General features: G+C 69.9%; 26 protein-coding genes and 1 pseudogene. 15 read left to right on the top strand and 12 right to left on the bottom strand.

Translation table 11 applies throughout. The features are described 5' to 3' along the window. Window positions 1-68: 68 nt before the first annotated feature. The 3 genes from C4U03_RS41370 to C4U03_RS31125 form a co-directional block, all read right to left on the bottom strand. Entirely contained in the window at window positions 69-392 is a 324-nt protein-coding gene (locus C4U03_RS41370) for a transposase (protein WP_268817555.1), read from the bottom strand. A gap of 373 nt (window positions 393-765) precedes the next feature. Then, window positions 766-1362, bottom strand: a complete 597-nt coding sequence (locus tag C4U03_RS31130; protein ID WP_103942934.1) for a cadmium resistance transporter — start codon at window positions 1360-1362, stop codon at window positions 766-768. 267 nt (window positions 1363-1629) lie between these two features. Beyond that, on the bottom strand, window positions 1630-2043 hold the full coding sequence (locus C4U03_RS31125) for a hypothetical protein (RefSeq protein ID WP_103942932.1): 414 nt from the start codon (window positions 2041-2043) through the stop codon (window positions 1630-1632). 383 nt (window positions 2044-2426) lie between these two features. Here C4U03_RS31125 and C4U03_RS31120 point away from each other — a divergent pair, with 383 nt between their 5' ends. Next, window positions 2427-2924, top strand: coding sequence for a pyridoxamine 5'-phosphate oxidase family protein (locus C4U03_RS31120; RefSeq protein WP_103942930.1), 498 nt, complete (start codon window positions 2427-2429; stop codon window positions 2922-2924). Window positions 2925-3042: 118 nt separating this feature from the next. On the opposite strand, the gene C4U03_RS31115 is transcribed toward C4U03_RS31120, so the two are convergent. Both C4U03_RS31115 and C4U03_RS43060 read right to left on the bottom strand, forming a co-directional pair. Further along, window positions 3043-3363: a pentapeptide repeat-containing protein gene (locus tag C4U03_RS31115; RefSeq protein ID WP_235018263.1), complete on the bottom strand. Its 321-nt coding sequence runs from the start codon at window positions 3361-3363 to the stop codon at window positions 3043-3045. A 24-nt stretch (window positions 3364-3387) separates the two neighbouring features. After that, window positions 3388-3453 (bottom strand): annotated as a pseudogene (locus tag C4U03_RS43060) (hypothetical protein); the annotation flags it as partial. Window positions 3454-3581: 128 nt separating this feature from the next. Here C4U03_RS43060 and C4U03_RS31110 point away from each other — a divergent pair. Continuing rightward, the gene (locus C4U03_RS31110) at window positions 3582-3821 is read left to right on the top strand and encodes a recombinase family protein (protein ID WP_103942926.1); all 240 of its coding nucleotides are present in this window, start codon (window positions 3582-3584) and stop codon (window positions 3819-3821) included. Window positions 3822-3864: 43 nt separating this feature from the next. After that, window positions 3865-4392 (top strand): SgcJ/EcaC family oxidoreductase, encoded by a 528-nt coding sequence (locus tag C4U03_RS31105; protein WP_103942924.1) that lies wholly within the window; start codon window positions 3865-3867, stop codon window positions 4390-4392. Window positions 4393-4813: 421 nt separating this feature from the next. Here the strand turns inward: C4U03_RS31105 and C4U03_RS40715 are convergent, their stop codons facing one another. The 3 genes from C4U03_RS40715 to C4U03_RS31090 all read right to left on the bottom strand — a co-directional run bounded on the left by C4U03_RS40715 (window position 4814) and on the right by C4U03_RS31090 (window position 6177). Then, window positions 4814-5029: a peptidase inhibitor family I36 protein gene (locus tag C4U03_RS40715; RefSeq protein WP_160147153.1), complete on the bottom strand. Its 216-nt coding sequence runs from the start codon at window positions 5027-5029 to the stop codon at window positions 4814-4816. A 372-nt stretch (window positions 5030-5401) separates the two neighbouring features. Beyond that, the gene (locus C4U03_RS31095; protein ID WP_103942920.1) at window positions 5402-5758 is read right to left on the bottom strand and encodes a YdeI/OmpD-associated family protein; all 357 of its coding nucleotides are present in this window, start codon (window positions 5756-5758) and stop codon (window positions 5402-5404) included. A 5-nt stretch (window positions 5759-5763) separates the two neighbouring features. After that, window positions 5764-6177, bottom strand: coding sequence for a VOC family protein (locus tag C4U03_RS31090; protein WP_103942918.1), 414 nt, complete (start codon window positions 6175-6177; stop codon window positions 5764-5766). A gap of 90 nt (window positions 6178-6267) precedes the next feature. Here C4U03_RS31090 and C4U03_RS31085 point away from each other — a divergent pair, with 90 nt between their 5' ends. From C4U03_RS31085 to C4U03_RS31075, 3 genes are all read left to right on the top strand, one after another. Beyond that, window positions 6268-7248 carry a helix-turn-helix transcriptional regulator gene (locus tag C4U03_RS31085; protein WP_103942916.1) on the top strand — a complete coding sequence of 327 codons (981 nt, stop codon included), beginning with the start codon at window positions 6268-6270 and terminating at the stop codon, window positions 7246-7248. A gap of 347 nt (window positions 7249-7595) precedes the next feature. Further along, the gene (locus C4U03_RS31080) at window positions 7596-8981 is read left to right on the top strand and encodes a DUF6271 family protein (protein ID WP_103942914.1); all 1386 of its coding nucleotides are present in this window, start codon (window positions 7596-7598) and stop codon (window positions 8979-8981) included. Between the two features lie 70 nt (window positions 8982-9051). Further along, the gene (locus tag C4U03_RS31075) at window positions 9052-9666 is read left to right on the top strand and encodes a class I SAM-dependent methyltransferase (RefSeq protein ID WP_103942913.1); all 615 of its coding nucleotides are present in this window, start codon (window positions 9052-9054) and stop codon (window positions 9664-9666) included. On the opposite strand, the gene C4U03_RS31070 is transcribed toward C4U03_RS31075, so the two are convergent. Further along, window positions 9655-11982: an ATP-binding protein gene (locus tag C4U03_RS31070; RefSeq protein ID WP_160147152.1), complete on the bottom strand. Its 2328-nt coding sequence runs from the start codon at window positions 11980-11982 to the stop codon at window positions 9655-9657. The genes C4U03_RS31075 and C4U03_RS31070 overlap by 12 nt on opposite strands. Window positions 11983-12047: 65 nt before the next feature. Between C4U03_RS31070 and C4U03_RS31065 the strand changes: the two genes are divergently transcribed. Continuing rightward, window positions 12048-12404: a hypothetical protein gene (locus tag C4U03_RS31065; protein WP_103942909.1), complete on the top strand. Its 357-nt coding sequence runs from the start codon at window positions 12048-12050 to the stop codon at window positions 12402-12404. Window positions 12405-12448: 44 nt separating this feature from the next. Here C4U03_RS31065 and C4U03_RS31060 read toward each other — a convergent pair whose 3' ends face one another. The 3 genes from C4U03_RS31060 to C4U03_RS40090 are packed head-to-tail and all read right to left on the bottom strand — an operon-like array spanning window position 12449 to window position 16055. Beyond that, on the bottom strand, window positions 12449-14032 hold the full coding sequence (locus C4U03_RS31060; protein ID WP_160147151.1) for a carbamoyltransferase family protein: 1584 nt from the start codon (window positions 14030-14032) through the stop codon (window positions 12449-12451). A gap of 14 nt (window positions 14033-14046) precedes the next feature. Next, window positions 14047-14937 carry a hypothetical protein gene (locus C4U03_RS40710; RefSeq protein WP_160147150.1) on the bottom strand — a complete coding sequence of 297 codons (891 nt, stop codon included), beginning with the start codon at window positions 14935-14937 and terminating at the stop codon, window positions 14047-14049. Further along, window positions 14934-16055, bottom strand: coding sequence for a Gfo/Idh/MocA family protein (locus tag C4U03_RS40090; protein ID WP_160147149.1), 1122 nt, complete (start codon window positions 16053-16055; stop codon window positions 14934-14936). The genes C4U03_RS40710 and C4U03_RS40090 overlap by 4 nt, the downstream gene beginning before the upstream one ends. Before the next feature lie 75 nt (window positions 16056-16130). Between C4U03_RS40090 and C4U03_RS31045 the strand changes: the two genes are divergently transcribed. The 8 genes from C4U03_RS31045 (at window position 16131) to C4U03_RS31010 (ending at window position 25325) form a co-directional block, all read left to right on the top strand. Further along, window positions 16131-17114, top strand: coding sequence for a TIGR03621 family F420-dependent LLM class oxidoreductase (locus C4U03_RS31045; RefSeq protein ID WP_103942903.1), 984 nt, complete (start codon window positions 16131-16133; stop codon window positions 17112-17114). A gap of 3 nt (window positions 17115-17117) precedes the next feature. Next, window positions 17118-17963 carry a decaprenyl-phosphate phosphoribosyltransferase gene (locus C4U03_RS31040; RefSeq protein WP_103942902.1) on the top strand — a complete coding sequence of 282 codons (846 nt, stop codon included), beginning with the start codon at window positions 17118-17120 and terminating at the stop codon, window positions 17961-17963. Further along, window positions 17960-19285 carry an FAD-binding oxidoreductase gene (locus C4U03_RS31035; protein WP_103942900.1) on the top strand — a complete coding sequence of 442 codons (1326 nt, stop codon included), beginning with the start codon at window positions 17960-17962 and terminating at the stop codon, window positions 19283-19285. The genes C4U03_RS31040 and C4U03_RS31035 overlap by 4 nt, the downstream gene beginning before the upstream one ends. After that, window positions 19282-20034 carry a decaprenylphospho-beta-D-erythro-pentofuranosid-2-ulose 2-reductase gene (locus tag C4U03_RS31030; protein ID WP_103942898.1) on the top strand — a complete coding sequence of 251 codons (753 nt, stop codon included), beginning with the start codon at window positions 19282-19284 and terminating at the stop codon, window positions 20032-20034. The genes C4U03_RS31035 and C4U03_RS31030 overlap by 4 nt, the downstream gene beginning before the upstream one ends. Before the next feature lie 87 nt (window positions 20035-20121). Continuing rightward, window positions 20122-20496 (top strand): hypothetical protein, encoded by a 375-nt coding sequence (locus C4U03_RS31025; RefSeq protein WP_103942897.1) that lies wholly within the window; start codon window positions 20122-20124, stop codon window positions 20494-20496. 53 nt (window positions 20497-20549) lie between these two features. Continuing rightward, entirely contained in the window at window positions 20550-20750 is a 201-nt protein-coding gene (locus C4U03_RS31020) for a hypothetical protein (RefSeq protein WP_235018255.1), read from the top strand. A 190-nt stretch (window positions 20751-20940) separates the two neighbouring features. Next, window positions 20941-23121 carry a hypothetical protein gene (locus C4U03_RS31015; protein WP_103942893.1) on the top strand — a complete coding sequence of 727 codons (2181 nt, stop codon included), beginning with the start codon at window positions 20941-20943 and terminating at the stop codon, window positions 23119-23121. After that, window positions 23118-25325, top strand: coding sequence for a hypothetical protein (locus C4U03_RS31010; RefSeq protein ID WP_103942890.1), 2208 nt, complete (start codon window positions 23118-23120; stop codon window positions 25323-25325). Before C4U03_RS31015 ends, C4U03_RS31010 begins: the two co-directional genes overlap by 4 nt. Window positions 25326-25333: the final 8 nt, after the last annotated feature.

Here is a 25333-nt window from a genome sequence, read left to right as displayed (position 1 = left end):
GCAGGTGATGGCGGCGGCGAGGCCGAGAAAGGCCAGGGAGTTGCGGGGATCGCGTTCGTGGCGGACGGTCAGGCGATGGTCCGCCCGATCACCCAGCGATACCGTCCCAAGCGGTCGTCGGGCTCGATGCCCTTGCGGGCGATCCGGGGTTCGATCCGCTGTCGCGCCAGCCATCGCCGCAGCTCAGGGATGTCGTAGGCCTGATCGGCATGAAGCTTGACGGCCTGTCCAGCGTGTCCTTCCCAAGAGCGCTGTCTCATGTGGAGGACGATGGCCATCGGCTTTAGCCCGTGACTGTCATGGACGTTGCCGGCCGAGAGGCCGATGACGAGGGGCAGTCCGTGCCGGTCAGACACCACGTGCAGCGTGGAGCCCGGCTTTCCCCGGTCCACGGGGCTCGGGCCTGTGTGGTCGCCTGTTCGCCGTCCCACCACCCTGCGGCCGCTTGTTCGGCGGCGGCAGCAGCGGCCGCACCACCTCGCACAGCCCGTCGGGCACGATCCAGCTCCATTGTCTGCTTGGCACGCCAAGATCAACGAGCAGCCACCACGTAGGACACGCTCTTCATGCGCCCAAGGCGCCTAGCGCTCTTTGGCCAGCCCTCCGGGGCCTCGACGGCCGGATTCAGTCACTTTTCAGCCCAGTGAAAACGCCCATTCCGTGGCAGGCGGCCCTACAGTACGGGAACTGCTGAGCTCACGATCAGTAGTCGACGACGCCCCTCAGGGTCTGGCCATTGGCACCACGAGCCGTCCGGCGAACTCGCTACAGGCCGAAGGCGCCGCCTTCGGTGAGGATGAGCAGGCCGATGCCGATCAGCACGACGGGCAGCAGGATGTGCCCCCACCGGCTCAGCGCCTTGGCGATGGCGGGGCGGGTGGCGAAATACCGGCCGGCCGCGACCCACACCGCGACGAGGATCAGGAACACCATCACATAGACGCTCATGCCACTGGCGCCCGCGGTGGCGAAGACCGGGACGTAGACCCCGATGTTGTCGCCGCCGTTGGCGAAGGTGACCGCGGCCACCTCCAAGGGTTTCGGGCCGCCGTCGGCGGCCTGTTCGTCCTCCTTGGTGTCGTTGCGGTGCCGCCACGCCTGCACCGCGCCCTTGATGCCGAGCACGAGCGGCAGCAGGCCCAGGTAGGGGATGGCTTCCTCGGGCAGGAACGTGGCGCCGAACGCGGCCGCTACGGCGACGGCCAGAATGGCAGCGAACCCCAGGTACTGGCCGACCGTGATGCTGCGCGTCGCCCCCCGGTGCCCGGCGCCCTGGGCGAAGAACAGGGCCAGGATGAGGATGTCGTCGACGTTGGTGACGGCGAACAGCCCAGCCGCCTGCCCGATGATGCCCAGGTCCACAGTGCGGCAGCCGTCCTTCCACGGGAGATTTCCGGCGAGCCTACCGACACCGGCCAGCCGACGATCACCGCCTCCGGGCCGTGAGGAGGATCGGAACAGTATGCATGGTGGCCAGGGTTCCGGCAGGTCGGAGACAGGGGTACTGAACAGCTACACCGGACAGAGCCGACACTCTGTCCGATCATCGGCCCGCCGCGCCCGTAGGGCGCTGGAGCGCACCACCCCGTACGCTCCAGCGCACCCGGACCAGCCGTCGCGATGATGGCCTCACACGGTGAGGCAGGCCACGCCCTTGGCTCGCCAGCCCGGCAGTTCAAAGCCGCGGGCGCAGATCCGCGCGCCGGGCTGATAGACCAGGCGATGGTTCTGCGTGGCCGGTCCAGGTGGCCGTCCCACGGGACCCTGGATCGTGGTGAATCCCTCCCTGGTCAGGTCGATCTTCCCCTCCCAGTCGCCGGTGCGGCCGTCGTGGTAGGCCTGGGCGAAGTCGACCGAGGTGCCCTCGCGTGCGATCTTGATGCACACGCCCTGGCGATCGCCGCACGTCTGGTTCGGGTCGGCGAACGCGGCCGGCGGAGAGACTGCCGGCAGGGTCATCGCCCCCAGCACCGCGCCGCCGGCGGCGATGGCCCGCCGGAGTTTGCCGCTGCCCTGACCTGCGGCCTTGGTCTTGGTCGTCATCTACGTGTCCTCCTGTCGGTGGCCGCCCTGGCCCTCGTGTACGGAAGCGCCAGAAGCGTCCTTGCTCACCCCCAGCTTTGGCTACTCATCGGAACTGCTCGACTCCATGACGTAAACACGCCAGTGGTTGAGATCTAAACGATCATGGTCCGGCTGGAGCCGGAAGGGCGTTGACACGGTTGTCCCGGGCCCTGACACCGGACGGCGAGTCCTACGACCTGTTCGCCGAGGTCCTTGATGTCCTGGCCAAGAGGGGCATGGACGTCACGCTGGCGTAGGCCTTCCCGAAATCGGTGCACTCGGGATGTCGAGAACGACCGGCGGGCTCCGTCCCAGGGACATCAGCGGCCACGACGGGCCGCCCGGCCGACGGAGGAACGACCATGGACCAGAACGAGATCACCGAGATTCTGAACCGGCCGCTCAGCCAGGAACTGCTGGCCCGCGACCTGACCCGCCTGGCCTATGTCGCCCAGGACGGCACACCGCGCAACATCCCGATCGCGTTCACCTGGAACGGCGCGGAGATCGTCATGTGCACCTCGACGAACGCGCCGAAGCTTCGATCCCTGCGCGCGAACCCGATGGTCGCCCTGACCATTGACACCGAGGTGCACCCGCCGAAGATCCTGCTCATCCGCGGCCGGGCCGAGCTGGACCTCGTCGAGGGCATCCCGGACGAGTACCTGCAGATGAACGGCAGCTACCAGATGACGCCCGAGCAGCGGGTCGAGTGGGAGGCCGGGGTCCGCTCGCTCTACGACGGCATGGTCCGGATCGTCGTGACCCCAACGTGGGCGAAGCTGATCGACTTCGAGACGACGCTGCCGAGCGCGGTTGAGGAGCTCATCCGGCAGCGGGAAGAGCGTGCGCGCGCCTGAGATTCGCCGGGAATGCTCTGGCGGACCGTCAAGCGGCGGCCTGACGGCCGCCGGGCGGGACGATCCGGGCCGGGCGTGCGGCCTGGGGCCAGTCCCGGTCCGGCCGCACGGGCCATCCTCACGCGGGTCGGGTTCGCGCCGGCGCCGCCAGCAGCGAGCACCACTTGCCCACGCCTGCCGATTCTGGGTGGTCAAGCTGCTCATTGATCCTGGTGGGGATCGACCGCGCTTTGTCTTCCGTCAGGCCAGTTCCGCGAAGGTCCGCGTTGCGCAGGTTCATGTTGATCAGCTTGGCATCGCCCAGGAGTGCCTCGTGCAGATGCGCTCCGCGCAGATTCGCCCGGTACAGGTCCGCGCCCTCCAAGGTCGCATTGTGCAGCTTTGCGTCGCTTAGGTTCACGCTGCCCAGGTACGCCTCGCCCAGGTTTGCACCGTCCATGCTCACGCAATACAAGTTCGCGCCGGTCAGCGTTGCGCCCGTTAAGATCGCGCTGTATAGATTCGCGTGGCCCAGGTCAGCAAAGCTCAGGTCCGCGCCGCCAGGACTACACCCTTTCTCCTACCACCGAGCCGCCCCGCCCCCTGACCCTCCTGGCCACCTCCACTCCCCGAGGGGCCGTGGGTGACCGTTCCTGGCAGGCCACTGAGGGGGTACTGATGGGACACCGCATCGGCTACGCCCGGGTCTCCACCCGCGACCAGAACCCCGACTCCCAGCGCGACGCGCTCCTGGCCACCGGCTGCGACAAGGTCTTCATCGACAAGGCCTCCGGGAAGCCGGCCTCTCGACCCGAGCTGGAGCGGGCGATGGAGTACGCCCCGGCAACGCCGTACATCCCCGGATGTAGCCCAGGTCGCAACTCCGGGCCGACGATTCGACCGACCCGGCGGGCCTAACGTCCGCTCTGTAGCGGTTCCTTTCCTGAATAGGAGAAACGAGATGCCTTCCCAGCGGACGAAGCGCGCCGCCGTCCTGGGCGCCACCGTCGTGGTACTCGGCGGCCTTATGGTTCCGACGGCCCTGCCGGCGGTGGGCCGCAGCGCGCCGACCCAGAACGCACACGGGGCGACGCACGATGCGCTGAAAGAGTTCGAGCGTCTGCGGCAGCGGCAGGCCGACGCCTGGGCCCGCCAGGACGGCGCCGCGTTCGCCGCCACCTTCACCCTCAACGGTGACGTGGTCACCTTCAACGGCGACCACCTACGCACCCGCCAGGGCATCGCGGTCGGCATGCAGTACTACTTCGACAAGTACATCCCCGACAACACCATCCGGTACCTCGACGAGCATGTGCGATTCGCCGGACCACGGCTCGCGATCATTGTGCGCACCACCTGCCTGGTCGACGCGGGACAGAGCGACTGCCGCGACGACTCGCTGTCGACCAACACCAACGTGATGACACGGCACCAGGGCCGGTGGCTACAGGAGTCCTTCCAGAACACCCGGGTCGATCCCCTCCCGTGAGGATCGGGCAGGCCGGGATTGATCACCTCGAGTGCGGGGCGACCGGCCACCGGGCTCTCATCGGCCCTGCCGTCCGCGCCGCCCAATCCTCATCGGTGACCACGTCGCCGTCTGCGTGAGGGCGGCGAGCGCCGGCCTCACCGACCTCGACCGGTGCGTCACCGGACCGGTGAACATTCACGGTCACCGCACTGGCCACCAACTTTCGGACAGTCCCGCCATGTTGACCAGGTCCTTCAGCGAGCGGCCGTAGCGGTCGAGGGCGGGGAGCGATGGCGGCGATCTGGTAGGCGCCGACGTTGCAGACGCTGGCCCGGTATAGGACGACCTTATAGCCGGTGGTGTTGACAACGCTTCGGGGCCCGGCGTACCCCGATGCCTGCGCGTTCCGTCAGTTGGCGAAGACGGGCGGATCGAAGGCTCAGCCGGTGCCGGAGAAGTTGGCGCCGTCCCAGAAGCAGATCTTGTTGCTGGGACAGTCGGAGGGCGCCCGCACCTGGCTGGGGACGGTGGCGGGTCCGACGGCCTGGCTGGCAGCCGCCGCGGGCAGCACCGCGAGGATGCTGGCTCCAGTGAGCAGGGCGGCGCGGATACGGAAGGGGGCACTCCGGGGTGCACCCCGGAGTGCCTCGCCCACGCCTCGATGACGCCTTGCCGAAGGACCTCCGGGGCGTCTGGGGAGCACGGCCAGGCCCTCGTTGCCGAGAAGTCTGCGGGGTGTTTCCAGGAGGGACGGGCCGGTGCTGTGGGTGGGCGGCTGAGAGAGCGTTCCGCGGCTCGGCGCGTGGTGTGCGGCGTTTGAGCCGGCTGGTCTTCCGCGGCTGACGTCGGTGGGAGGGACGGTGGGAGCGAGATCGCCGCCAGCCAAAGGATCGCGCCTTTCGAACGGGACGGCTGGTGCGGAGTCGTAGGCCTGTTCGGCGGCCTTGCGGGGGGCGTCGGCTGCCAGCCCGCCCCCTGGTCACAACCGGGCTCGTAGATTCGCATCCGCCGGTCCACAAAGCGTGTGCTAGGCGGGCCAGCGGCCGGTGGTTTTGGCGGTCTCGATCGCGGCGCGGCCGGCCGGGCGCATCCGGCCGGCGGCCGTCAGCGCCTCGGCCTTCGCGACGTTGATGCTGGACCAAGGGCTTCGGCGGGTGCGCGGTGAGTAGCGCTGCAGGTAGTAGTCGCCGTCGAACGCCCTGCGGTGGCTGTCGATCCAGCCGTGACACAGCGCTTCGTCCAAGGCCTCGTCGATGGTGACGGTCGTCGCGTTGCCGTTCTTCTTGGCGATCATCAGCCAGACGTCGCGGGCGGTCTCGTGGTGCTCGGCGAGCCATGCCCTCCAGGCGGCGGCGTCGGCCAGGAGCAGGGCGTTATCGGTCATCGTGGTCAGCCCTTCCGGCCCGCGAGGACGTCCATGTAGTGGTGGTTGATCATGACGCCGAGGATGTTGCCGAACGGGTCGCGCACCGAGGCGGTGACGAACCCGGGGCCGTGCTCGGTCGGCTTCTCCAACGGGGCGGCCCCCATCTCCAACAGCCGCTCCCAAGCCGCCTCCAGGTCGTCGACGGCCCAGTAGACGATCGCTCCGCCGTCCTCGGTGCTCCAGCCGTCCGGAGCGAACCGCGTGTCGATGATGCCGAGCTCGTGCTGGTAGTCGCCGACGCGGAACTCCACGTAGGCCGGGTCGCCCTGCTCGGGCCGCTGGAAGTAGGCCCGCACGCCGAGGAACTCGGCGTACCAGTCACGGGCGGCGACGACGTCATGGGCGTAGAAGCTGACGGTGGTGAGTCCGCGGAGCATGTCCTTCTGCCTTCCGTTCGGTGGCTTGTGAGATCGATGCTTCCAGGCAAAGTGCTCATGGAATGAGCACTTTTCTGGCATCGTCGAAGCGTGAGAGCGGATCGTCTGGTGGCCGTCCTGCTGCTGATGCAGTCGCGCGGCCGGGTGACGGCGGCGGAGATCGCCGCCGAGATGGAGGTTTCGGTCGCCACGGCCCGCCGTGACCTGGAGGCCCTGTCGGCCGCGGGCGTCCCCGTCTACCCGCAGGCCGGACGCGGCGGCGGCTGGGCACTGCTCGGCGGCGCCCGCACCGACCTGTCCGGGCTCAAGGCCTCCGAGGCCAGGGCGCTGTTCCTGCTGCTCGGCCCGGCCGCCGCGATCGCGCCGGAGGCCAAGGCGGCGCTGCGCAAGCTCGTGCGCGCCCTGCCGTCGACGTTCCGGCAAGAGGCCGAGGCGGCGGCGGACGCGGTCGTGGTCGATCCGGCCCGCTGGGGCGAGCACCGCCGCACGCGGCCCGTGCTCGTCGATCTGCTGGAGGACGCGGTGGTCCGGCGTCGAAAGGCCCGCCTCACCTACTCCGGACGGGAGCGCGTCGTCGCGCCGTTCGGCCTCGTCGACAAGGACGACACCTGGTACCTGATCGCCGGAACCCCCGACGGGCAGCGGACCTTCCGCGTCGACCGGGTCACCGACGCCGAGGTCACGGAGGAACCGGCCGAGCGTCCGACGCACTTCGATCTCGCGGCGGCCTGGGACGAGGTCGTCACCGCGATGGAGGCACGGCGCGCGACGACCACCGCCACCGCGACCGTCGACGCCCGCCACCTGCCCGTCCTACGCGACTACTTCGGCCGCCACTGCGAGGTGATCTCCCAAGGCGAGCGGGTCCGTGTCACGCTCACCGCGCCGACCGCGCTGGACATCGCCCGCCAGCTCGCGGGCTGGGGTGACCTCGTCATCGTGGAGGGCCCGCAGACCGTCCGGGACGAGTTGGCGAAGCTGGCCGCCCAGCTCACCACGTTGTACGGCCGACAAGACCAGGGCCAGTGGCCCTCGCCGCCGACGCCGCCCGCGAGGCGTTCGAGGCACTGACCGGAACCGAGCGGTACGCCGTCATCCTCCCGCTGCTCAAAGCAGGCGGCAGCGGCCGCCGCACCATCCTGCCGGCCTGCGCTCACACACCAGTAACCCCGCCTCGGGTCCCCATCGAGCGCACCACCGGCCCAACCGCGTCGTCGCGCCGGCATGGCCGGTACAGCGAACGCCCTGCTTCTGGTGGAGATCGGCGAACTGCAGTGTCGGGTATACCAGGCCAGGCGATCCTGTGAGCTGAGTTTGACGAAGTTGGTCAACTCGCGTTTGCCTAGGTCGGAATGAGTGCTTCGCCAAGGGCTTGAACCTCGGACCCGCGGATTGGGAGCCGGGGACTGAGGCTTGGCATGGACAGGGCTGCGGGGGCGGCTTACAGTGCGGAGGATGCTCCGATCGATGGTCTGTCCGTGGGGGCGCTAGTGGCAGGGTGTCTGCTTTACGTTCCTACGCACCGGCGTTGTCTTGCGGCGATCGAGTCCTATGCGGGCGAGTGTCTGGCCCTAGAACGGGAGCGGGGAGAGGAAATTCCGTTCCTGGTCATCGAGTCTTTCCCGGCCGGATGGATTGCGGAGCATGCGGCGCTACTCAGGCGGCTCAGCGCCGAGTGTTCCGTGACGGCCTACCATCTCGTGCCGGAAGGTCGCGCGGAGTATGTCCGAGCCGTGGTGGAGGCGGCGGTCACCGAGTCGGCTGACCGGGAACGGCTGGTGCGGCTCTTGGTTTCGGAGAGGGTGTCTTACGGAGCGGGGCCGAATCTGGCGGCGCTTGCCGCGGCTGCGCTGGGAGCTCGTGTGCTGCTGCGCCGGGATTCGGATACGTTGCCCATGCGTTTCGACGGGGTGCCCTCGTACCCTGGCGAGCTGGAGTTGCGGGCGCTGCAGGAACCGCAGGTGTTCTTTGTGGCCAGCACCTGTGTAGGAGATCCTCCGTTGGACCGTCGTGATCTGCTGGCGGCGGGAGCGGAGTTCATCCGCAGGATCGAACGCACGGTCAAGCCGCAGCTGAGCGATCAGGAGATCGACGAGCTGGTGCACGACTACCTGGTGGCCGAGCCGACCCGTAGTTATTTCGACGACTTCGTCACTGCGGACCGGGCAGGCAGCGTGGAGATGGGCGTCTCCGGCGTCCGGGACGTCTTCCGCGCGGTGCCGGAGATGCCGCTCACCGAAACGCTGGGATCGGACTTCATGCAGCGGAACCTGTTGCTGGCCGTGAGGTTTCCGGTGCTGTTCCACTCGCGGAAGGTGCGGCACAGTTATGACGAGGCGCGGCGTGAGCGCTTGGATCCTTCGGCGGCGGTCGGTTATACGCTCCAGGATCTGCGTTACCTGCTGTTCTGGCGGATTTGGGCCGACCAGGCCGAGCAGATCGCAGCGCGCCCCCGGGATTTCTGGCGTCCTCCGGAAGCACCCGACGCATGGTTGCTGGCTGAGTCGGCCGCGCGTGCAGTGTCCCGGCAGGCCCCGCACCTGCGGGTAGTCGTTGAAGAATTCGCCGCTGCGCATCTGGAGGCGGCCGATGCGATGGCGGCCGACGGCGCGGTCGCCGCGCGGCTTCGCATGACCGGGAGAGCGGCACTCGCCGGTGCCGATCGCCATATCGCGGAGGTGACCAGGGGATTCGCCGACTACTGCTTCCTGCTGCGGCACTGGACCGCTCTGATCACTGCGGCGTCCCAGTCGGCCGAACTACTGGGAACACTGGCGATGGTGAAGGAGAACCCCACTGTCTGACTCAGGACGGACCGATAGGCCGCGCAACAGCGGCCAGGAAGTACCGCACACCGCCACCTTCCGGCGGCAGGTGACCAACGCGATCCGGGCGGCTGAGTTCGAGGCCCGGGAGTTCGCCGGGGTTCCGGTGTTCTACGACCAGCCGAGCCTGCTGGAGGCCAGCATCCGCGCCGTCGACCCTGCCCTGCTCTGCTGGGTCGAGTTGGGATTTGGCAGCGGCGAGAGTGCGATGCAGATCCGCGACATCGCCGAACGCGCAGGGCTGAAGATGATCCTGCACGGCTTCGACTCCTTCCAGGGACTGCCCGAGGACTGGGGTGGTGAGGCGAAGAGGGGGGACTACACCTTCCCCCGGCCGCCGCTGGACCCGCCGGGCGTGCGTGTACACCAGGGCTGGTTCCACGAGGCGATCCCCCAGGCGCTGCCCGATCTGGCGGACCAGATCGGTTTCGTCCACGTCGACTGCGACCTGTACTCATCGACGCGCACCGCGTTCAGTCTGCTGGGGGAGCGGTTGGGACCGGGAACGGTCATCCACTTCGACGAGTATTGGAACTACCTCGAGGCCGAGGAAGGAGAGCTGAAGGCGTTCGGGGAATTCGTGGACGGCCGGGAACTCGGCTTCCGGTACCTGGGCTACAACGCCAACTACATGCAGGCGAGCGTCATCCTGCTAGAGCCCTGAAAGCAGTTCCCTGGCCTCCTCCTCGCGTGCGGCGCCCGCCTCGTGGAATCGTTCCCGTGCGAGCCGCCAGCGTTCGGTGGCGGCCGAACGGTCGCCTGCGGCCAGATGAGCATGGCCCAGCAGGACCAAGAGTCGTCCCTGGGACAGGACGTCGTCAAGCTCCTCGGCGACGCCCAGGGCCTGGTCGAGGCGCTGGATTCCGTCACTGAGGTTTCCTTCGTCGGACTCGATGGCGCCCAGGCCGGCCAGCGTCTCGGCTTCTCCGCGCCGCTGCCCGTACTCCAGGAAGACCGGTAGCGCCTGGGTGAACGCCGCCTTCGCCGCGCCGATATCGCCCTGTTCCCGGCGCACCCAGGCGAGCCTGACCAGGGCATCGGCCTCCGAGAGGTCTGCACCCTGCTCGCGCGCCGTGTGCAGAACCTGCTCGTAGCAGGAGACGGCCGATTCGAGCCGACCGTGAAGGCGGTGGACGTCTCCGATCGCGGTCAGCGCGTAGCTCTCCCCGCTGCGGTCCCGGAACTCGCGTTGCATGGCCAGCGAACGTTCCGCCTGCTCCATGGCCTCACTCAGGCGGCCCTGATGGATATAGACCATCGCAAGGTGAGTGTGGGTATAGGCCACGCCCGTCAGATCGTCGATCGAGGCCCAAGCAGGCAGCGATCGTTCGAAGTAAGCACCCGCATCGGTCATCCGGCCGCGGTCCAGGCAGACCTCGCCCAGCCCGTTCAGCATGAAGGCGCTCAGCAGAGTGCTATCCAACTCGGTCGCGATGACCAGGCCCGCTTGATAACAGGCGATGGCCTCGACTGGGCGCCCCTGGTCCTTGTAGACGTTTCCCAGGTTGCGCAGGATGCACGCCTCGCCTCTTCGGTTCCCCGCCAGCCTGGCCGCCTCCAGCGCCAGTTCGTGGGTCGCTACCCAGTCGGCCCACCGCGCGAGCACCCGGAAGTGGTAATGCAGCGGATCGGCGAGCTCCCAGGTAATGTCCCACAACCGGTGCTCATACGCCTGGCCGACGGCGGCGACGATGCCGACCTCCTCGGCCACGAACCAGTCCATGGGCCGGGGGCCGATGACGCTATCGGGATCAAGATCGTCGGGCAACCACATCCGTGCTCGGGGCGCCAGTGCGTCCCGCTTACTGTTGGGCGACATTAGGTACAGGGCGCGTTTGGACAACGCGAGGTACGCGCCGAGCATGCGTTCGAGGACGTCGTCCGGGGGCGCGTCGTCCCGCAGCCGTTCCCGGGCGAAGGAGCGCAGCAGGTCGTGGAAGCGGAACCGGAGTTGTCCCGTGCTGTCCTCGCCGGTGGTTTCGAGAAGCTGGACCTCGGCCAGCCGCTCGATGACGTCTTCGGCTTCCGCCAGGTCGGAGCCGAGCACCGCCGCCAGGACCCAGGCCGGGAAGTCGGGCGCTTGCACCAGGCCGAGCAGCCGGAAAGCCGACTGCTCCTCCTCGGCGAGTGCCGCATAGCTCAAGGCGAACGACGCGCGCACGCTGAGATCACCGACCTTCAGTTCCTCGAGACGCCGGTGCTGGTCCTCCAGCCGGGCGAGCATCCGGGCCAGCCGCCAGTGCGGCCGTGCGGCCAGCCGGGCGGCGATGATCCGAATCGCCAGTGGGAGGCGCCCGCACAACCCGACGAGCCGTTCCACCGCATCCGGTTCGGCCCGGGCACGCTCCGCGCCGACGATCTTGGTGAACAGCTCGGTCGCGGCCTCGGACGTCAGCACGTCCAGGTTATAGCCGCGCGCTCCCTCCAGCGCGGGCAGCCGGGCACGGCTGGTGATCAGGGCCGCGCAACCGGAGGCGGCCGGCAGCAGCGGACGCACCTGCGCCTCGGAGGCGGCGTTGTCGAGGACGACGAGGACCCGCCTGCCTTCCAGCAACCCGCGGTAGAAGGTGGCGCGTTCGTCAAGGCCCTCGGGGATCGCCGATCCCTGCACGCCGAACGCGCGCAGAAAGCCGGCGAGCACGTCGGACGGGTCGAGCCGCTCGGCTTCCACACCGCGCAGGTTGACGTAGAGCTGGCCATCCGGGAACGCGCCCTTGAGCCGGTGCGCCAGGCGCACGGCGAGCGCGGTCTTGCCCACGCCGCCCATTCCGGAGATCGCACTCAGCACGATGGTGCCGGCGGGGCCGGTCAGCCAGGACTCCAGTCTCCGCATGGCCTCCTCGCGCCCGGTGAAGTCCGCGATGTCCGGCGGGAGCTGGTACAACCCGCCGACGATCTCGAAAGACCGATCCAGATGCTGATGAATGATGAGGTCGCGTCCGGCGACGTACAGGTCGCGTCCGGCTTGCATTTCGGGCATCGCACCAGCCCTCGTCGGGGAAGGAACCATGAGGGACAAGCGGATTATCTCCGAGGAGGCCCCTGATGAAGGCGATTGTCCGAAACATTTCCGGTGCGGACGGAGAGTATGTGATCCAGGCGCAGTCCAGAGCCCTGGAACTGACCGTCCATGTGCGCTCGCCGCAGGAGGAGCCGGTAACTCCTGCCCGGATCGGAGAGCTGCTCGAAGCCGTCGCCGAGACGTTGGCCGCCGAGGACCGGCCGTGGACCGACGCTGAGGACGCGGCGCTGGTGCGGAGCTTCGACGCCTGGTACGACATCGCAGCCGTGGCGGCCCATCTGGGGCGGCCGATGGACAGCGTGCGGCGACGCCTGACGCGCTTCGGCAGATTGCCCGCCATGGACCCGGTGTCGGGCAGGCTTCTCGAAGCCGACGGCTAGTGCTGCGTTCCGCAAAGGCGGCACACCCGAAGGGGAACGCGGCACTAACGCTCCAGGAGCGTGCCGTTGATGACGATGGCGTCGATCTCGCTTCGGCGGAACACCGCCATGGCCTCGTCCGGGGTCTCGGCGATCGGCTCGCCGCGGATGTTGAGGGAGGTGTTCAGCAGGACCGGTGGGGCGCCGAGTGCGGCGAACTCCATCAATAGCCGGGCCAGCGAAGGCTGTTCCTGCGGTCGCAGCGTCTGCACCCGTGCGGTGCCGTCCACATGGCACACTCCCGCCAGCGTGGCCTGGTGCTCCGCACGGATCGGCCAGGCGAACTGCATCCACGGCGATGGGCAGTCGGCCTCGAAATATTCCTCGGCGTGGTCCGCCAGGACCACCGGGGCGAGCGGTCGGAACCACTCGCGGTGCTTGATCCGAGCATTGATTCGCTTCGCCAGGTCGACACGCCGGGGGTCGGCGAGAATGCTGCGGTTGCCGAGCGCCCGCGGCCCGAACTCCGAGCGCCCTTGATACCAGCCGACCACCTTGCCCTGATCGAGCAACTCGGCGGTACGCCGCAGCACCTGCTCATCGATCTGTGCGGGACCGTACTCACGTCCCTGGTACGGGCTGATCGGGAACCGGACCGTCGAGGCGGGCGGATCGAGCTCGAGGCTGGCCAGTATCGCGGCCCCGAGCGCGGTCCCATCGTCGCCGGGCGCGCACACCACATGGACCTGTTCGAATCCGGTGTTCTTGATGATCTTGCCGTTGAAGGCACAGTTGAGCGCGACCCCTCCGGCCAGGCACAGGTTGGGGCAGCCTGTCACCGACCAGGCATGCGCCAGTACATGCAGCAGGACACGTTCCAGGATCTGCTGGCCCGCGTGGGCGATGCACGCGTCGGTCGCGAACGCGCCGGGTCCGCCATCGCCGCGCAGCCGCCGTATCCGGTCGACCACCCCGTGGGGGCCGTCCAGGGTGATGGTGAACCGTCCGTCCGGGAGCAGCGCAACGGCCTCCATCAGGGTGTCGGTGAAACGGCCGTCGCCATAAGACGCCAGCGCCATCACCTTGCCCGCGTGCATGAACCCGAACCCGATCCCTTCGGTGACCGCGCGGTAGAAATCGCCGAGCGAGTTGGACATCAGTGCATCGAGATCGTTGGATGAGGCCGGCCCCCGCTTGGCGCCTACGACCTGCCCGAGCCGGGTGAGCTCGTTACCGTGACCGAGCATCCAGGTGGTCGTCTCTCGCTCGTGCCGGTCGGCCGAGCCTGCCCCGATGATGCTTCCGGCACCGTCCGCGACCAACACCACCGCGGTCTCAAAAGGACTGGTGAAAAACGTGCTCGCGGCGTGCGACAGGTGATGGTTGACCCACTGGATCGGGATCTCTGGCTGCCACGTACGCAACGGTGTGAGCATGTCGTTGGCGGAGAACGCCCGGACGTCCCCGACCTGGAGCCCTGCCGCATCCAGGCAGTACGCCAGCGAGGCACGGCAGGGGTCGGGGTCCAGCAGCGCATGCCGAACCCTGCTGAGCCGTTCGTCCTCGATGGCGATGCTGCCGTTGTCGCTGGTGATCAGCCAGGTCGCGAAGTCGTGAATGGAGCCACCAAAACCCACGACGCCCGTCATGTCGATCTTCTCCTCTATGTCTCGGCACTGCCCGCCCATGGATTGCACAGGTGGACGATCAGGATTGCGATGGCCCAGCGGCTGGGCATCACCTGGACAGCGCCCAGGACCACGGGCGGGGCCGCCCATTGGTACAGGCGCGCGGTGTCGGTGGCGATGAGCAATTGGGCGTAGGCGAGCGCCACGGTGACGATGAGCATGGGCGCGATTCGGGTGTCGACGCTGAGGGCTGCCAGGAGTCCCGCACCCCAGGGCGTCAGCATGGCCAGCGGGTCGAACCACTTGCCGGCGTGGTAGAGGCTGCCCGCTCGCCACGGATCCTTCAGCAGGTCCGGCTGGCCGAAGAGGTCCTCCCCGATGGTCCCGGTCAGCCGTCGTACCAGCGGGGCGGCCAGCCCGACCAGGGCGACCCAGTGCCAGGCGAAGCACGCGGCGAACACCGGGGCCGTCTCTTTGACGCATCCGGAGACCAGGACCGCCGCGATGCCGGGAACCCACAGCCCGTGTTGGAAGCAGATCGCCGAGCCCAGCGCCCAGGCCATCGCGGTCCCGTCCACGAGCACCGGCCAGCGCAACTGGATCCGCCAGATGCCCGGCATGCCGCAGAGGAGCAGGCCGCCGATCACCCGCAGGCGATCGTCGGCCACCCAGGGTGCCATCCACACGGTGACCAGCGGCGGGAGTGCGACGAGATGGGCCGTCGTGCACCAGCGCCACCGCCGCAGGGAGTCCCCGCACAACCTGGGCAGCAGCCAGCGCAGCATGAAGGGCAGTGACACCGGCCGCCCGGAGCCCGCCGTCAGGTATCGACGGCCATCAGGGCTGACGGCCTGGACGGGCCAGTTGATCCGGCTCAGCCCGGCCAGTACCAGGGCGAGGCAGAGCGACCAGGCCGCGGCGGTCACTCGTCACCGCACTGCTCGCACCACCAGCACCCGGTGGGAGACGGAGCAGACCGTAGCGGCGCCGGGCGATCGCACCGGGAAGCCAACGTTGTGGCGGCGGTCTTCTCGGCCTCGACAGCCAGCATGGTCTCCACGACATGGCCGATGATGCCGCCGGTCAGTCGCTGCCCGGTCAGGCCGCGCAGGGCGTGCGCCATGTCGATGACTCCAATGCCGCGTCCCACCGGTGCGTCCGGTGGGTAGGGCAGCGGAATCCACTCCCGGGACCGGGCGGCCTTCAGCCGGACCGCGCCGGTATAGAAGTTTGGGTCGGGAATGGACAGCGTTCCCTCCGTTCCGAATATCTCAAGATGAGGCACCCGAGTGCCCCAGACCTCGAAACTCGCCGTCAGGGTGACGATCTCCCTGTTCTCGAACACGAGCAGCGCCGCAACATGGGTTGGTACCTCCGTGGCGAAGGACGTCCGGGCCCTGGGGCCGGTATCGATCACCCGCAGGGGAGACGGGCGGCTGTGCGCGCCCACGACCTCGCGCACGGGTCCGAGCAGACTCACCAGCATGGTCAGGTAGTAGACGCCCATGTCCAGCAGCGGCCCCGCTCCTTTCCGGTAGAAGACCTCCGGAGTGGGGCAGGAGCGTTCGTGGCCGGGCGTCAGTAGCGCCGCGGAGGCGCCGAGCGGCCGTCCTATCCGGCCCTCGTCGATGGCGCGGCGGGCCGCCTGGGCGGCGGGCCCGAGAGCGGTGTCGGGGGCGCCGCCCAACATCGCATCGCCGTTTCCGGCCATGACCAGCACTTCGGCCAATTCCTCCGGCGAGGTGGCGACCGGCTTCTCGGTGTAGACGGATTTCCCGGCGCGCAACGCCCGCAGGGTGATCTCGGTGTGCTGTTGTGGCGGGGTCAGGTTGATCACCAGCTCCACCGCCGGGTCAGCCAGGATCTCCGGAAGGGACGCCGAGACGGCCCGCGCACACCGGGCGGCCAGGCGGCGGGCCCGTTCCGGGAGCACGTCGCAGCAGGCGACGATGTCGATGATCGGGGCCGCGCGCAGAGTACGCAGGTATTTGGTGGAGACGTCACCGCAGCCGACCACCGCGCACCCGACGGAAGGAACCAGCATGTGCACCTCGCGTAAGAGTGAGCCCGTGGCCGATGCCCGCCAACCCTGTATCCATTTAGAGATCGATATCGGAAAATGGCAAGGGGCAGCGGCTCGGCGATCACCGGCTGTGCGCACGGAGGTGACGTGGTGGAGATTCGGCCATTCCGTTTCGGGGTGGAAGCGGCGGGCGCACGGACCGCCGCCGGATGGCGCGACATGGCTCGCGCCGTTGAGGACTTGGGCTACCGGACGCTGCTCGTCATCGACCATCTCGGCGACCAGCTGGCGCCGATCCCGGCGATGCTGGCGGCCGCGGACGCCACGACGACTCTGCGGGTCGGCTCCCACGTGCTCGCCAACGAGTTCCGCCATCCGGCGCTGCTGGCCAAGGAGGCGGCGACCGTCGACCTGCTGACCGGCGGGCGGTTGGAGGTGGGCATCGGTGCCGGCTGGAACCACGATGAGCATGCCCGGCTCGGAATCGGCCTGCCCGACCCGCCCACGCGCGTGGCCCGGCTCGCCGAGGCCATCGCTGTCATCAAGGGCCTTCTGGGCAACGAGTGGTTCGACTTCTCCGGCGACCACTACTCCTGCGAGAGGATGCCGGGGCTGCCCCGGCCGGTGCAACAGCCTCGGCCGCCGTTGATGGTGGGCGGCGGTGGCCGTGCGGTCCTGTCGCTGGCCGCGCGTGAGGCGGACATCGTCAGCCTCAACCCCAACCTGGCGTCGGGCCGTTCGGATGCGTCCGCCGCCGGGACCATGACAGCGTCGGCGACCGCCACCAAGGTGGACTGGATCCGTGCCGCGGCCGGGGCCCGGTTCGAAGCGCTGGAGCTCAGCGTCCGGGTCTACTACACAGTGGTGGCCGGCGACGCGTGGGGAACGGCCGCCGACCTTGCCCCGCTGACAGGGTTGCTTCCAAAGGAGGCGCTCCGGTCGCCCCATCTGCTGCTGGGAGATACCAGCAGGCTGGTGGATGCCATCCAGGAGCACCGCGAGCGATACGGCATCTCCTACTTCGTTGTCACCTCCGACGCCTACGAGGCGTTCGCCCAAGTCGTGTCCAGGCTGGGCTAGGCGATGCCGTTGCGCGACCTGCTGCGCTCGGCCAGGCCGCGGCAGTGGATAAAGAACATCCTCCTCATCGCCCCGTCCCTCACCTCCGGTGTCCTCCCAGAGCCCCGCCCCGCCGCCCGGCTCGTCGTGGCCTTCGTCGCCTTCTCGCTCACCGCGTCCGGTGTCTATTTCATCAACGACGTACGGGACGCCGATCATGACCGGGAGCATCCGACCAAACGGCTACGGCCGGTGGCGGCGCGGGCGCTGACGCCGCGCTTGGCGATCGCCGTGGGCGCCCTGCTGGTGGCGACCGGTCTGCTGCTCGGCCTATCGATCCGGCTGGGCAGCGTCATCGGAGTCTATGCGGCGGTCTCCCTGGCCTACTGTTTCCTGCTGCGCAACCTTGTCGTCACCGATCTGCTGGCGGTGGCCTCCGGGTTCCCGTTGCGGGTGATCGCTGGAGGTCAGGCCACCGGGGCCACTGTCTCATTCTGGCTGCTGGTGACGACCTGTGCGGGATCGCTCTTCGTTGTGACAGGTAAGCGTTACAGCGAGGCGGTGGTGTTCGGCGCGGCCAAGGTCCGGATCCGGCCGTCACTGTCGCGATATCGGGTCGTGCATCTTCGGCTGGCGTGGTTGTGCTCCGTGGCGGTTGCGATGACGGCCTACGCGATCTGGGCCTTCGGTGAGGGCAATGCTTTCTCCGCGATGTCCCTGATCCCCTTCGCGCTGGCCCTGCTCCGGTACATGGAGGCGATCAACGGGGCGCGGGCGGCGTATCCCGAAGACCTGGTGCAGAAGGACAGGACGTTGCAGGCGCTCGGGATGACTTGGCTGGGCATCTTCGCGGCACGCGGGTTCGCATGACCGAGAGCAGGATGCTGACCGGGTGGGGCCGTACGGCGCCGAGCGCCGCCCGCGTGATCACGGGGGCCGACGACGAGGCGCTGATCGCCGCCGTGCTGGGCGCCGGCCCGCGTGGCCTGCTGGCGCGCGGCAGTGGACGAGCCTACGGGGACGTGGCGCAGAACGCCGGAGGCGTGATCGTCGACATGACGCGACGTGCCCGGATCGTGAGCTGGGACGCGCGGCAGGGTGTCGTCACCGTGGAGTCGGGGGTGACGCTGGATCGGCTACTGCGCACCGTGGTTCCTGCGGGCTGGTGCCTGCCGGTGATTCCCGGCACCGGCCACGTGACCGTCGGCGGGGCGATCGCAGCCGACGTCCACGGTAAGAACCACGGAAGCCAGGGCGGATTCGGCGCCCATGTGCTCGCATTCGACCTGCTCACCGGGAACGGCTCCGTGCGTACTGCGACGCCGGGCTCCGAGGTCTTCCAGGCGACGGTCGGAGGCATGGGCCTGACAGGGGTCGTGCTGCGAGCCACCCTACGCCTGATCCCGGTGACGACGGCATGGGTGAGGGTGACGCGGCAGCGGGCCGGTCGGCTCGACTCGGTGCTCGCCGGACTGATGACGGCCGACCACGCGGTCGCCTGGCTGGATCTCTCCCGTACGGGAGCGCGGACCGGCCGTGGCGTTCTCACCCTCGGCTCGCCGGCAGAGCCGGACGAATTGCCTCCCGGGACGGACCCGCTCGCATATGCCGCGGTCAGATCCTCGCCCGCCCTTGCCGTTCCGGTGTCGCCCCTGTTCAGACCACAGGTCATTGGCGCAGCGAACAGCGTGATCTACCGCCGTGCCCCATCGGTTCCCCGCAGCGTGGCCCGGCCCATGGCCGATTACTTCTTCCCGCTCGACCGGGTGATCGCCTGGAACCGGGCGTACGGGCGGGGCGGTTTCGTTCAATACCAGTTCGTCCTCCCGCATGACGCGGCCGAAACCCTGCACCGGGTCATCACGATGCTGGCATCGGCGGATCGGGGCGTGTCTCTGGCGGTGCTCAAGCGCCTGGGGCCGGGCGGCTCTGGGCTGCTTTCCTTCCCCACCGCGGGCTGGACGCTCGCCGCCGATCTCCCGGCCTGCACGGCGTTGGCCGACCGTCTCGACCGCCTCGACCGTCTGGTCGCGGGTGCGGGCGGCAGGGTCTATCTCGCCAAGGATGCGCGGCTACGGCCTGATGTGCTGACCGCGATGTATCCGAAGCTGGCTCGGTTCCGCGCAGTGCGCCGCGCACTGGATCCGGCCGGGATCTTCACTTCCGACCTGGCAAGGAGGCTGTCCCTGTGATCGACGCGCTGGGCGTTCCCCAGTCCGTACTCCTGCTCGGCGGCACCTCGGAGATCGGCTTGGCCATAGTCGACCGCTACCTCGACAGGCGTCCGGTACGGGTCGTGCTCGCGGGACGCCCGTCCGAGCGACTCGACTCGGCCGTCGCTCGGCTGACCGCCCGTGCCACCCGCGTGGATACGGTCGATTTCGATGCCAAGGATCTGGCCTCCCAGCAGACTGCGCTTCAGCAGAGTTTCAGTGCCGGGGACATCGACGTGGCGATCGTGGCCTTTGGCGTGCTGGGAGATCAGCCGGCTCCAGAAAACGACCCCGCCACCGCCGCTCATCTGGCCACGGTCAATTTCACCGCCGCCATGAACGTGGGGATCATCCTCGCGCGGGCCATGCGCCGCCAGGGGCATGGAGTGATCGTCGCGTTGTCGTCCGTGGCCGCCGTACGGCCGCGCCACTCCAATTTCATCTACGGAGCCACCAAAGCCGGCATGGACGCCTTCTATCGAGGGCTGGCCGACTCCCTCGACGGAAGCGGAGTCGATGTCCTGGTGGTCAGGGCGGGCCCGGTACGGACGAGGATGACCGCTCACCTACCCGATCGGCCATTGACCAGCAGTCCGGAGGCGGTGGCGGCCGCGGTCACCGAAGCCGTCTGGCGTCGCCGGACCGTCCTGTGGACGCCCCGTTCCATGCGGATCATCGCCTGGATCATTCGGCTGCTGCCACGCCGTCTTCTCCGGAAGGTGCCGTAAGTAGCGGGATTGCGCATTCGGCGTCCGGTTATAGCCGCCCACATTCTACGATCGTCCCAACGGGATGCGGCAGAAGGGGAGTGCGAGGTGGATGTAGCTGCGGTATCGCAGGCGGTGGCGCTGATGGCGGCCACGGGCGCGGTCTCGGGGATGGGCCAGCACACGGCCCTGGAGGTGGTAGAACGCATCCGCGAGCGGGTGCGCGAGGTGTTCGGACGGGACGAGCGTTCGACCGAGTCGCTGGAGCACGCGATCGAGGAGCCCGGTGATGAGGCGAGGGTGAGGGCGCTGGCCGAGGCGCTGGCATGGTACGCGCAGCGCAACGAGGGGTTCGCCGAAGAATTGGATCAGTGGGCGCGGGACTACGAGCCCTCCGCGACGGTTTCGCAGAACGTGCGGGCGGGGCGCGACGCATACACGGCCGGCCGCGACATGACGATCAATCAGCGACCAGAAGGTTGAGAAACTGGTCGGCCGACAACGGGGAGTCCGCAGCTGGGTTGGGGCAGCCCGCGGTGCCCGAATACTGCCGCTGCACCCTGGCCGACCGGGTCGTGTCGTTCTTCCGGAGTCCGCCCGGCAAGGCCGTCGGCGCCCTGGCATCGGTGGGCCGGGCGGTCATGCAGAGGTTCATCTCCGGGGCGCAGTCGATGGCCGGGGCGCTGGTCAACGCGGTGCTCGGCCCGATCCGCAACGCCACCAACGCCGCCACCTGATAGGGGGACCCGCTGGCGGCGCTCGACTATCTGTGTTTCCGGGAATTGAGATAGCGAATTCGGCCCGCGTGAGCGCCTGAGCCCGCAACGGGTTGCGGCCGAAGCCCCGATTCGAGTAGGGGCTACTCATGCGCCCCGGACCGCCGTGAGGTCAGCATCTCGACTACACGGCGGACGGGAGAGCGTGACCATGACGGACGGATTCGCGGTCGAGCTGCCCGGCGACTTCGTGGTCAGGCTTCCCGGCGAGGACCTCACCGAGCTGGGGCTGTCCGGTGACCAGGTGCTCGTCGGACGACTACCGGGGGAGGTCCTGCGCGGGCGGCGGAGGATCGAGTTCGGGGACATCTTCCGCCGCTCGCTGGGCGGGCTGGACGGCGAGTTGGAGAGGCTGGACTTTCCGCCGTTCGAGGAGCAGCCGATCCCCGACCTCGAGGAGCGGCTGCCGTTGGTGTGGCCGGACCCCTACATCCCGGACGGGCTGATCACCTGGCCGCCGGACGAGGCGATCATTCCCCTGCCGATCGGCACGCCGAGCCCGGTGGACGCCGGACGGCCCAGGCACGAACTGACCGTGCCCATCGCGCCGGTGGCCGTTCCCACCGACGCCGACCTCTTCGAGAGCCCCGACGGCGGTGCCCGGTTCGCCCTGCCCCGCTACGACGTGGCGTTCGACCGGGTCGGGGACTCCTCCGAGCCGCGCATCCGCATCGGCGACCGCATGGGGACCGAGACCCTCGTCGTTGGGCTCTTCCAGGTTCCCTCGCCCGCATGGGCCCCCGGCGTGTCCGAGCTGCCCCATGCGGTCGGGGTGTCGCTGAAGTACCGCGTCCCCGTGCTCGACGGGGGCGGCGTGGTGGTGGAGCTGCCGTTCGAGGAGGTCTCGCTCGACGAGACCGGGACCGTGGTGACCGCCGAGCTGGCGCTGGGGACGCCCGGGCTGCGCCAGCAGCTCCTGGCCGCGCTCAGCTCGCTGGAGGCCGCGGTCCGCCTGGTGGTCAGGCGGGGCGTCACCGTGGGCGTGCCGACAGGCGGGACGACAGCCCTGGGGGAGGCCGGCTACCGGCAGGCCGCGCTGCTGCTCGAATGGACCGCGCAGCCCACCCCGCTGCTGATCACGGAGGCCCAGCGGGCACGCTTCGGGGGCGGTGCCGTGCCGGGGACCGTGCAGCCGATGCGGCGCATCCGCATCCCCCACGGCGACCGCAGCCACTCCTACTGGCAGGACCCGGTACGTCCGGAACGTTACTTCTACCTGCCGGACGCCTTCCGGCTGGCCCGGCTGCCCGGCCCGGGTCGGCCGCCCGCGCTGCGCGTCACCGCCATCGGCGGGGGCGGGCAGGCGGACGTGCGGGCCACCCTCGACTTCCTGGCCCGCCCGGTCATCACCCCCGAACGGCTGGACGAGGCCGTGCCCGAGCTCACCGAGCAGACCCGTCGGCTCGGGGCGTCCGGGCCGCTCAGGCTGGAGATGCTGGCCGACCCGCAGCCGTTGCTGCGCCTGGCGCTGCCCGAGAACGGGGCGCCCGCCACCGCCCTCACCGAGCGGGCCGATGCGCGGATCGACCTGGAGCTGGGCGTCTCGCACGCTGAGACGTTCTCGCTGGCGGACTTCCGCGTGGCCTACGAGGCCCTGTTCGGTGCGTCGCTGAGCCTGCTGCGCGGCGAGGTTCGGGTGGCCGCGGGCGGCGGGCCGGCCGACGACGTCCCCCTCGACCTGCGGCTGGAGCAGACCGCTGGGGACGTGCTGACCCTGCGCCCGACTGCGGCCGCTCCCGGGCGGATCACCGCCACGCTGGCCAACGCCATCGAGAGTCCGGTCCGGCTGGACGGGCTGGCCGCGACCGCACTGGTGGCCGGGCGCCGGGTGCCGATGGCGATCGAGGGGACGCCGGCCGGCACGGTGCTGGCCGCGGGACAGGCGTTGCAGATCGCGCTGGTCCCCGCCGAGCCGCTGCCCGCGAAGGGCGCCGACGCGCTGCTGCTCGACCAGCGCGGGCTGACCGTCGATCCGGACCGGGCGGCGATCTGGGCGGCGGTCTTCGACGACCGCGCCCAACCGCAATGGTCCCGGACGGTCACCGTGGAGGCGGTGCCGGGGATGTTCGCCGGGCCGCAGGGCGAGCGGGTGGCGATGTTCGTCGTCACCGTCGAGGGCGCCGGGTCGGTCCGGCTCACCGAGGTCGAGCCGAGCGCGGCCCTCACCGTGCCGTCCCCCGTGCGGCCCCTGCTGACCGGGGAACCGCTGGCGCCGCTGCGCCACCGCACGCAGACCGTCTGGGCGTCGGGCGAGATCGGAACCGGACCCTGGCAGAGCACCGACGCGACGATCCTGTTCCCGCTCAGAACTCCCCCCGGAGGCACCGCATGAGCGACCTGCAGGGACTACCCGATCTGGCCGCTCCGGTGGGCGCCGGCTATGCGGCCTTCGGGCGGGACGGGCTGGTGATCGCGGTGCCCGACCGGCTGACCCTGTTGCGCGGGGCCGACGGCCGCGCCGAGCTGCTGGTCACGCTGGAACGGAGCACGGCGTTCGAGCCGGTCGGCCGGTTGGAGCTGGCCCTGGCCGCCGTGACCGGCGGCACGCCGGCCGACGACGGGGCGGATGTCGTCCCGGCCGAGCCGACCGGCGGGGTGCTGAACGTCACCGTGCAGCTCGGCGCCACCGTCCGCGAGCAGTTCCTCCCTCCGCTGTCCCTGGCCCCCGACCAGGTGGGCCGGGGCAGGGTCGTGGCCGTGCTGCCCTCCCGGGCGGCGACGCTGGCCGCCCGGCTGGTGGAGGATGCCACGCTGCCGGTCACCGCGAGCCTGCGGCTGTCGCTACGGGCGGTGGCCCCCCGCCTGCCGTTCACCGCGAGCTTCGACCCGCGCCGGCTGGCCACGCGGCTGGCCGACCGGTTCGGCGTCCACGCGGCCATCGAGCCCGAGGATCTGGGGGCCGCCCTGGACGAACTGCTCGGCGGCCCGGACGACGTGCCCGCCGAGGAGGTCCGCTCACGGCGGGAGGCGCTGGTGCTCAGGCTGTCCCGCCTCACCTTCATGGATCCGGACGGCTCGCTGCGCCTTCGGCTGCTTCCGCCGGAGCTGGTCCCGGAGGGCACCGTGGAGCTGGACATGAGCCGGCCGGCCGGTGTCACCGTGCACCGGTTGCTCGCCTTCGACCCGTTCGCCGAGGCACGGGCGCTGGCGGGCGGCTCGCTGGAGCGGTACGTGCGCCGGGTGACGGTGCCCGAGCTGCCGACCGGGCACACGCCGGTCACCGTGCTGGCCGATCTCCCCGAGCCGATCGCCGGGCTGCGGACACTGGTGGCCGACCTGCGCGTGCCGCCCGCCCCGCCGAAACGGCCCCACCAGATCGACACGAGCCTCACGCTGGCGCCGCCGGACCGCGCCGGCACGACGACCCTCGTCCTGGCGCCGGGCGAGGTGCTGCGCGGCGAGGTGCGGCTGCGTGCGCTGCTGGCCGCACCGGACGGGGACACCGAGTTGGCCGGGACGTGGCGGCCCGCCGAGACCCGGCATCTGCTCCTCGGCCGGGGGGCCTTCCCACTGCCCCTGATCGTCGTGCGGGCCGACGCCGCGCTGCTGAGGCTGGCCACCGTGCAGGTGCTGACCGAGTCGGGTCGTCTTGTCGGACGGCTGGAGGCGGACGCCGCGGCGCTGGCCGTTCCGTGGCAGTCCGGCGACCGGCCGGCCACGCTGGTGATCACTCCGGTCGGGGAGGGCCGGGTGATCGAGCTGCCCGTGGACGAGCCCGTGACCCCGGACCCGCAGATCGACCTGAACCTGGCGACGCTGCCCGGGGCCGGCGGGCACCGGGCCCGGGTGGTCAGCACGGCCCCGCCGGTCACCGTGCAGTGGCGGCCGGAGGACGGGAAGGGCGAGGCCGGGGTCCAGTCGGTCCTGCTGACCGCCGTGCGCCCGCAGCAGGAGATCCGCTGGACGGCGTCCTCGCCCTTCCGGCCGGGAGTGCGGTGGCGGGTGGTCCGCGGCGGCGTGCCGGGTCCCTGGTCGCAGCCCGTCGCCCCCGCCGACGACCTGGTCATCACGGTGGACGAGCCCGAAACCGTGGTCGTGGACGGCGTCGAGCTGCGGCCCGACCGCGGCGAGCCAGGCCTGTGGGCCTACCTGCCGCCCGGCCCGTTCCTCGAACGGGACGCCCAGGGCCGTGCCGCCATCGGCCTGCTGACCGCCGGGGACGTCGCGTTCCTCCAGGTGACCGTCCGGATGGATCTGGCGCCGCAGGCCAGGGCCGCGCTGGCGGCCGCGCTACGCGGCCGGGTGGCCGGCCCGGTCACCGACGTGCGCCCCGCGCCGGTCGAGGTGCGGCGGGTGAGCGTGCAGGTTCGGACGGCCGGCGGCGATTGGCAGACCCTCACCGAGGGCGCCGGTTCAGGCCTGCCGCCCTGGACCGCCGCGCTGTCGGCCCAGCTCACCGCCGAGCAGGCGGACGCGGTGCGGGCCGCGCTCGACGGCGCCCACGACCGGCTACGGCTGACCGGCGAGCAGCGGCTCGCGTCCGGCGGACGGGCGGAGCGAAGCCGGGACGTGGCCGACCTGCTCCGGACCAACTGAAGGGAGAA

This window comes from Thermomonospora echinospora, from assembly GCF_900108175.1.
Taxonomy (GTDB): Bacteria; Actinomycetota; Actinomycetes; order Streptosporangiales; family Streptosporangiaceae; genus Thermomonospora; species Thermomonospora echinospora.
Note: the sequence above shows the minus strand (reverse complement) of the source record. Positions and strands in the feature narration are given on the sequence as shown.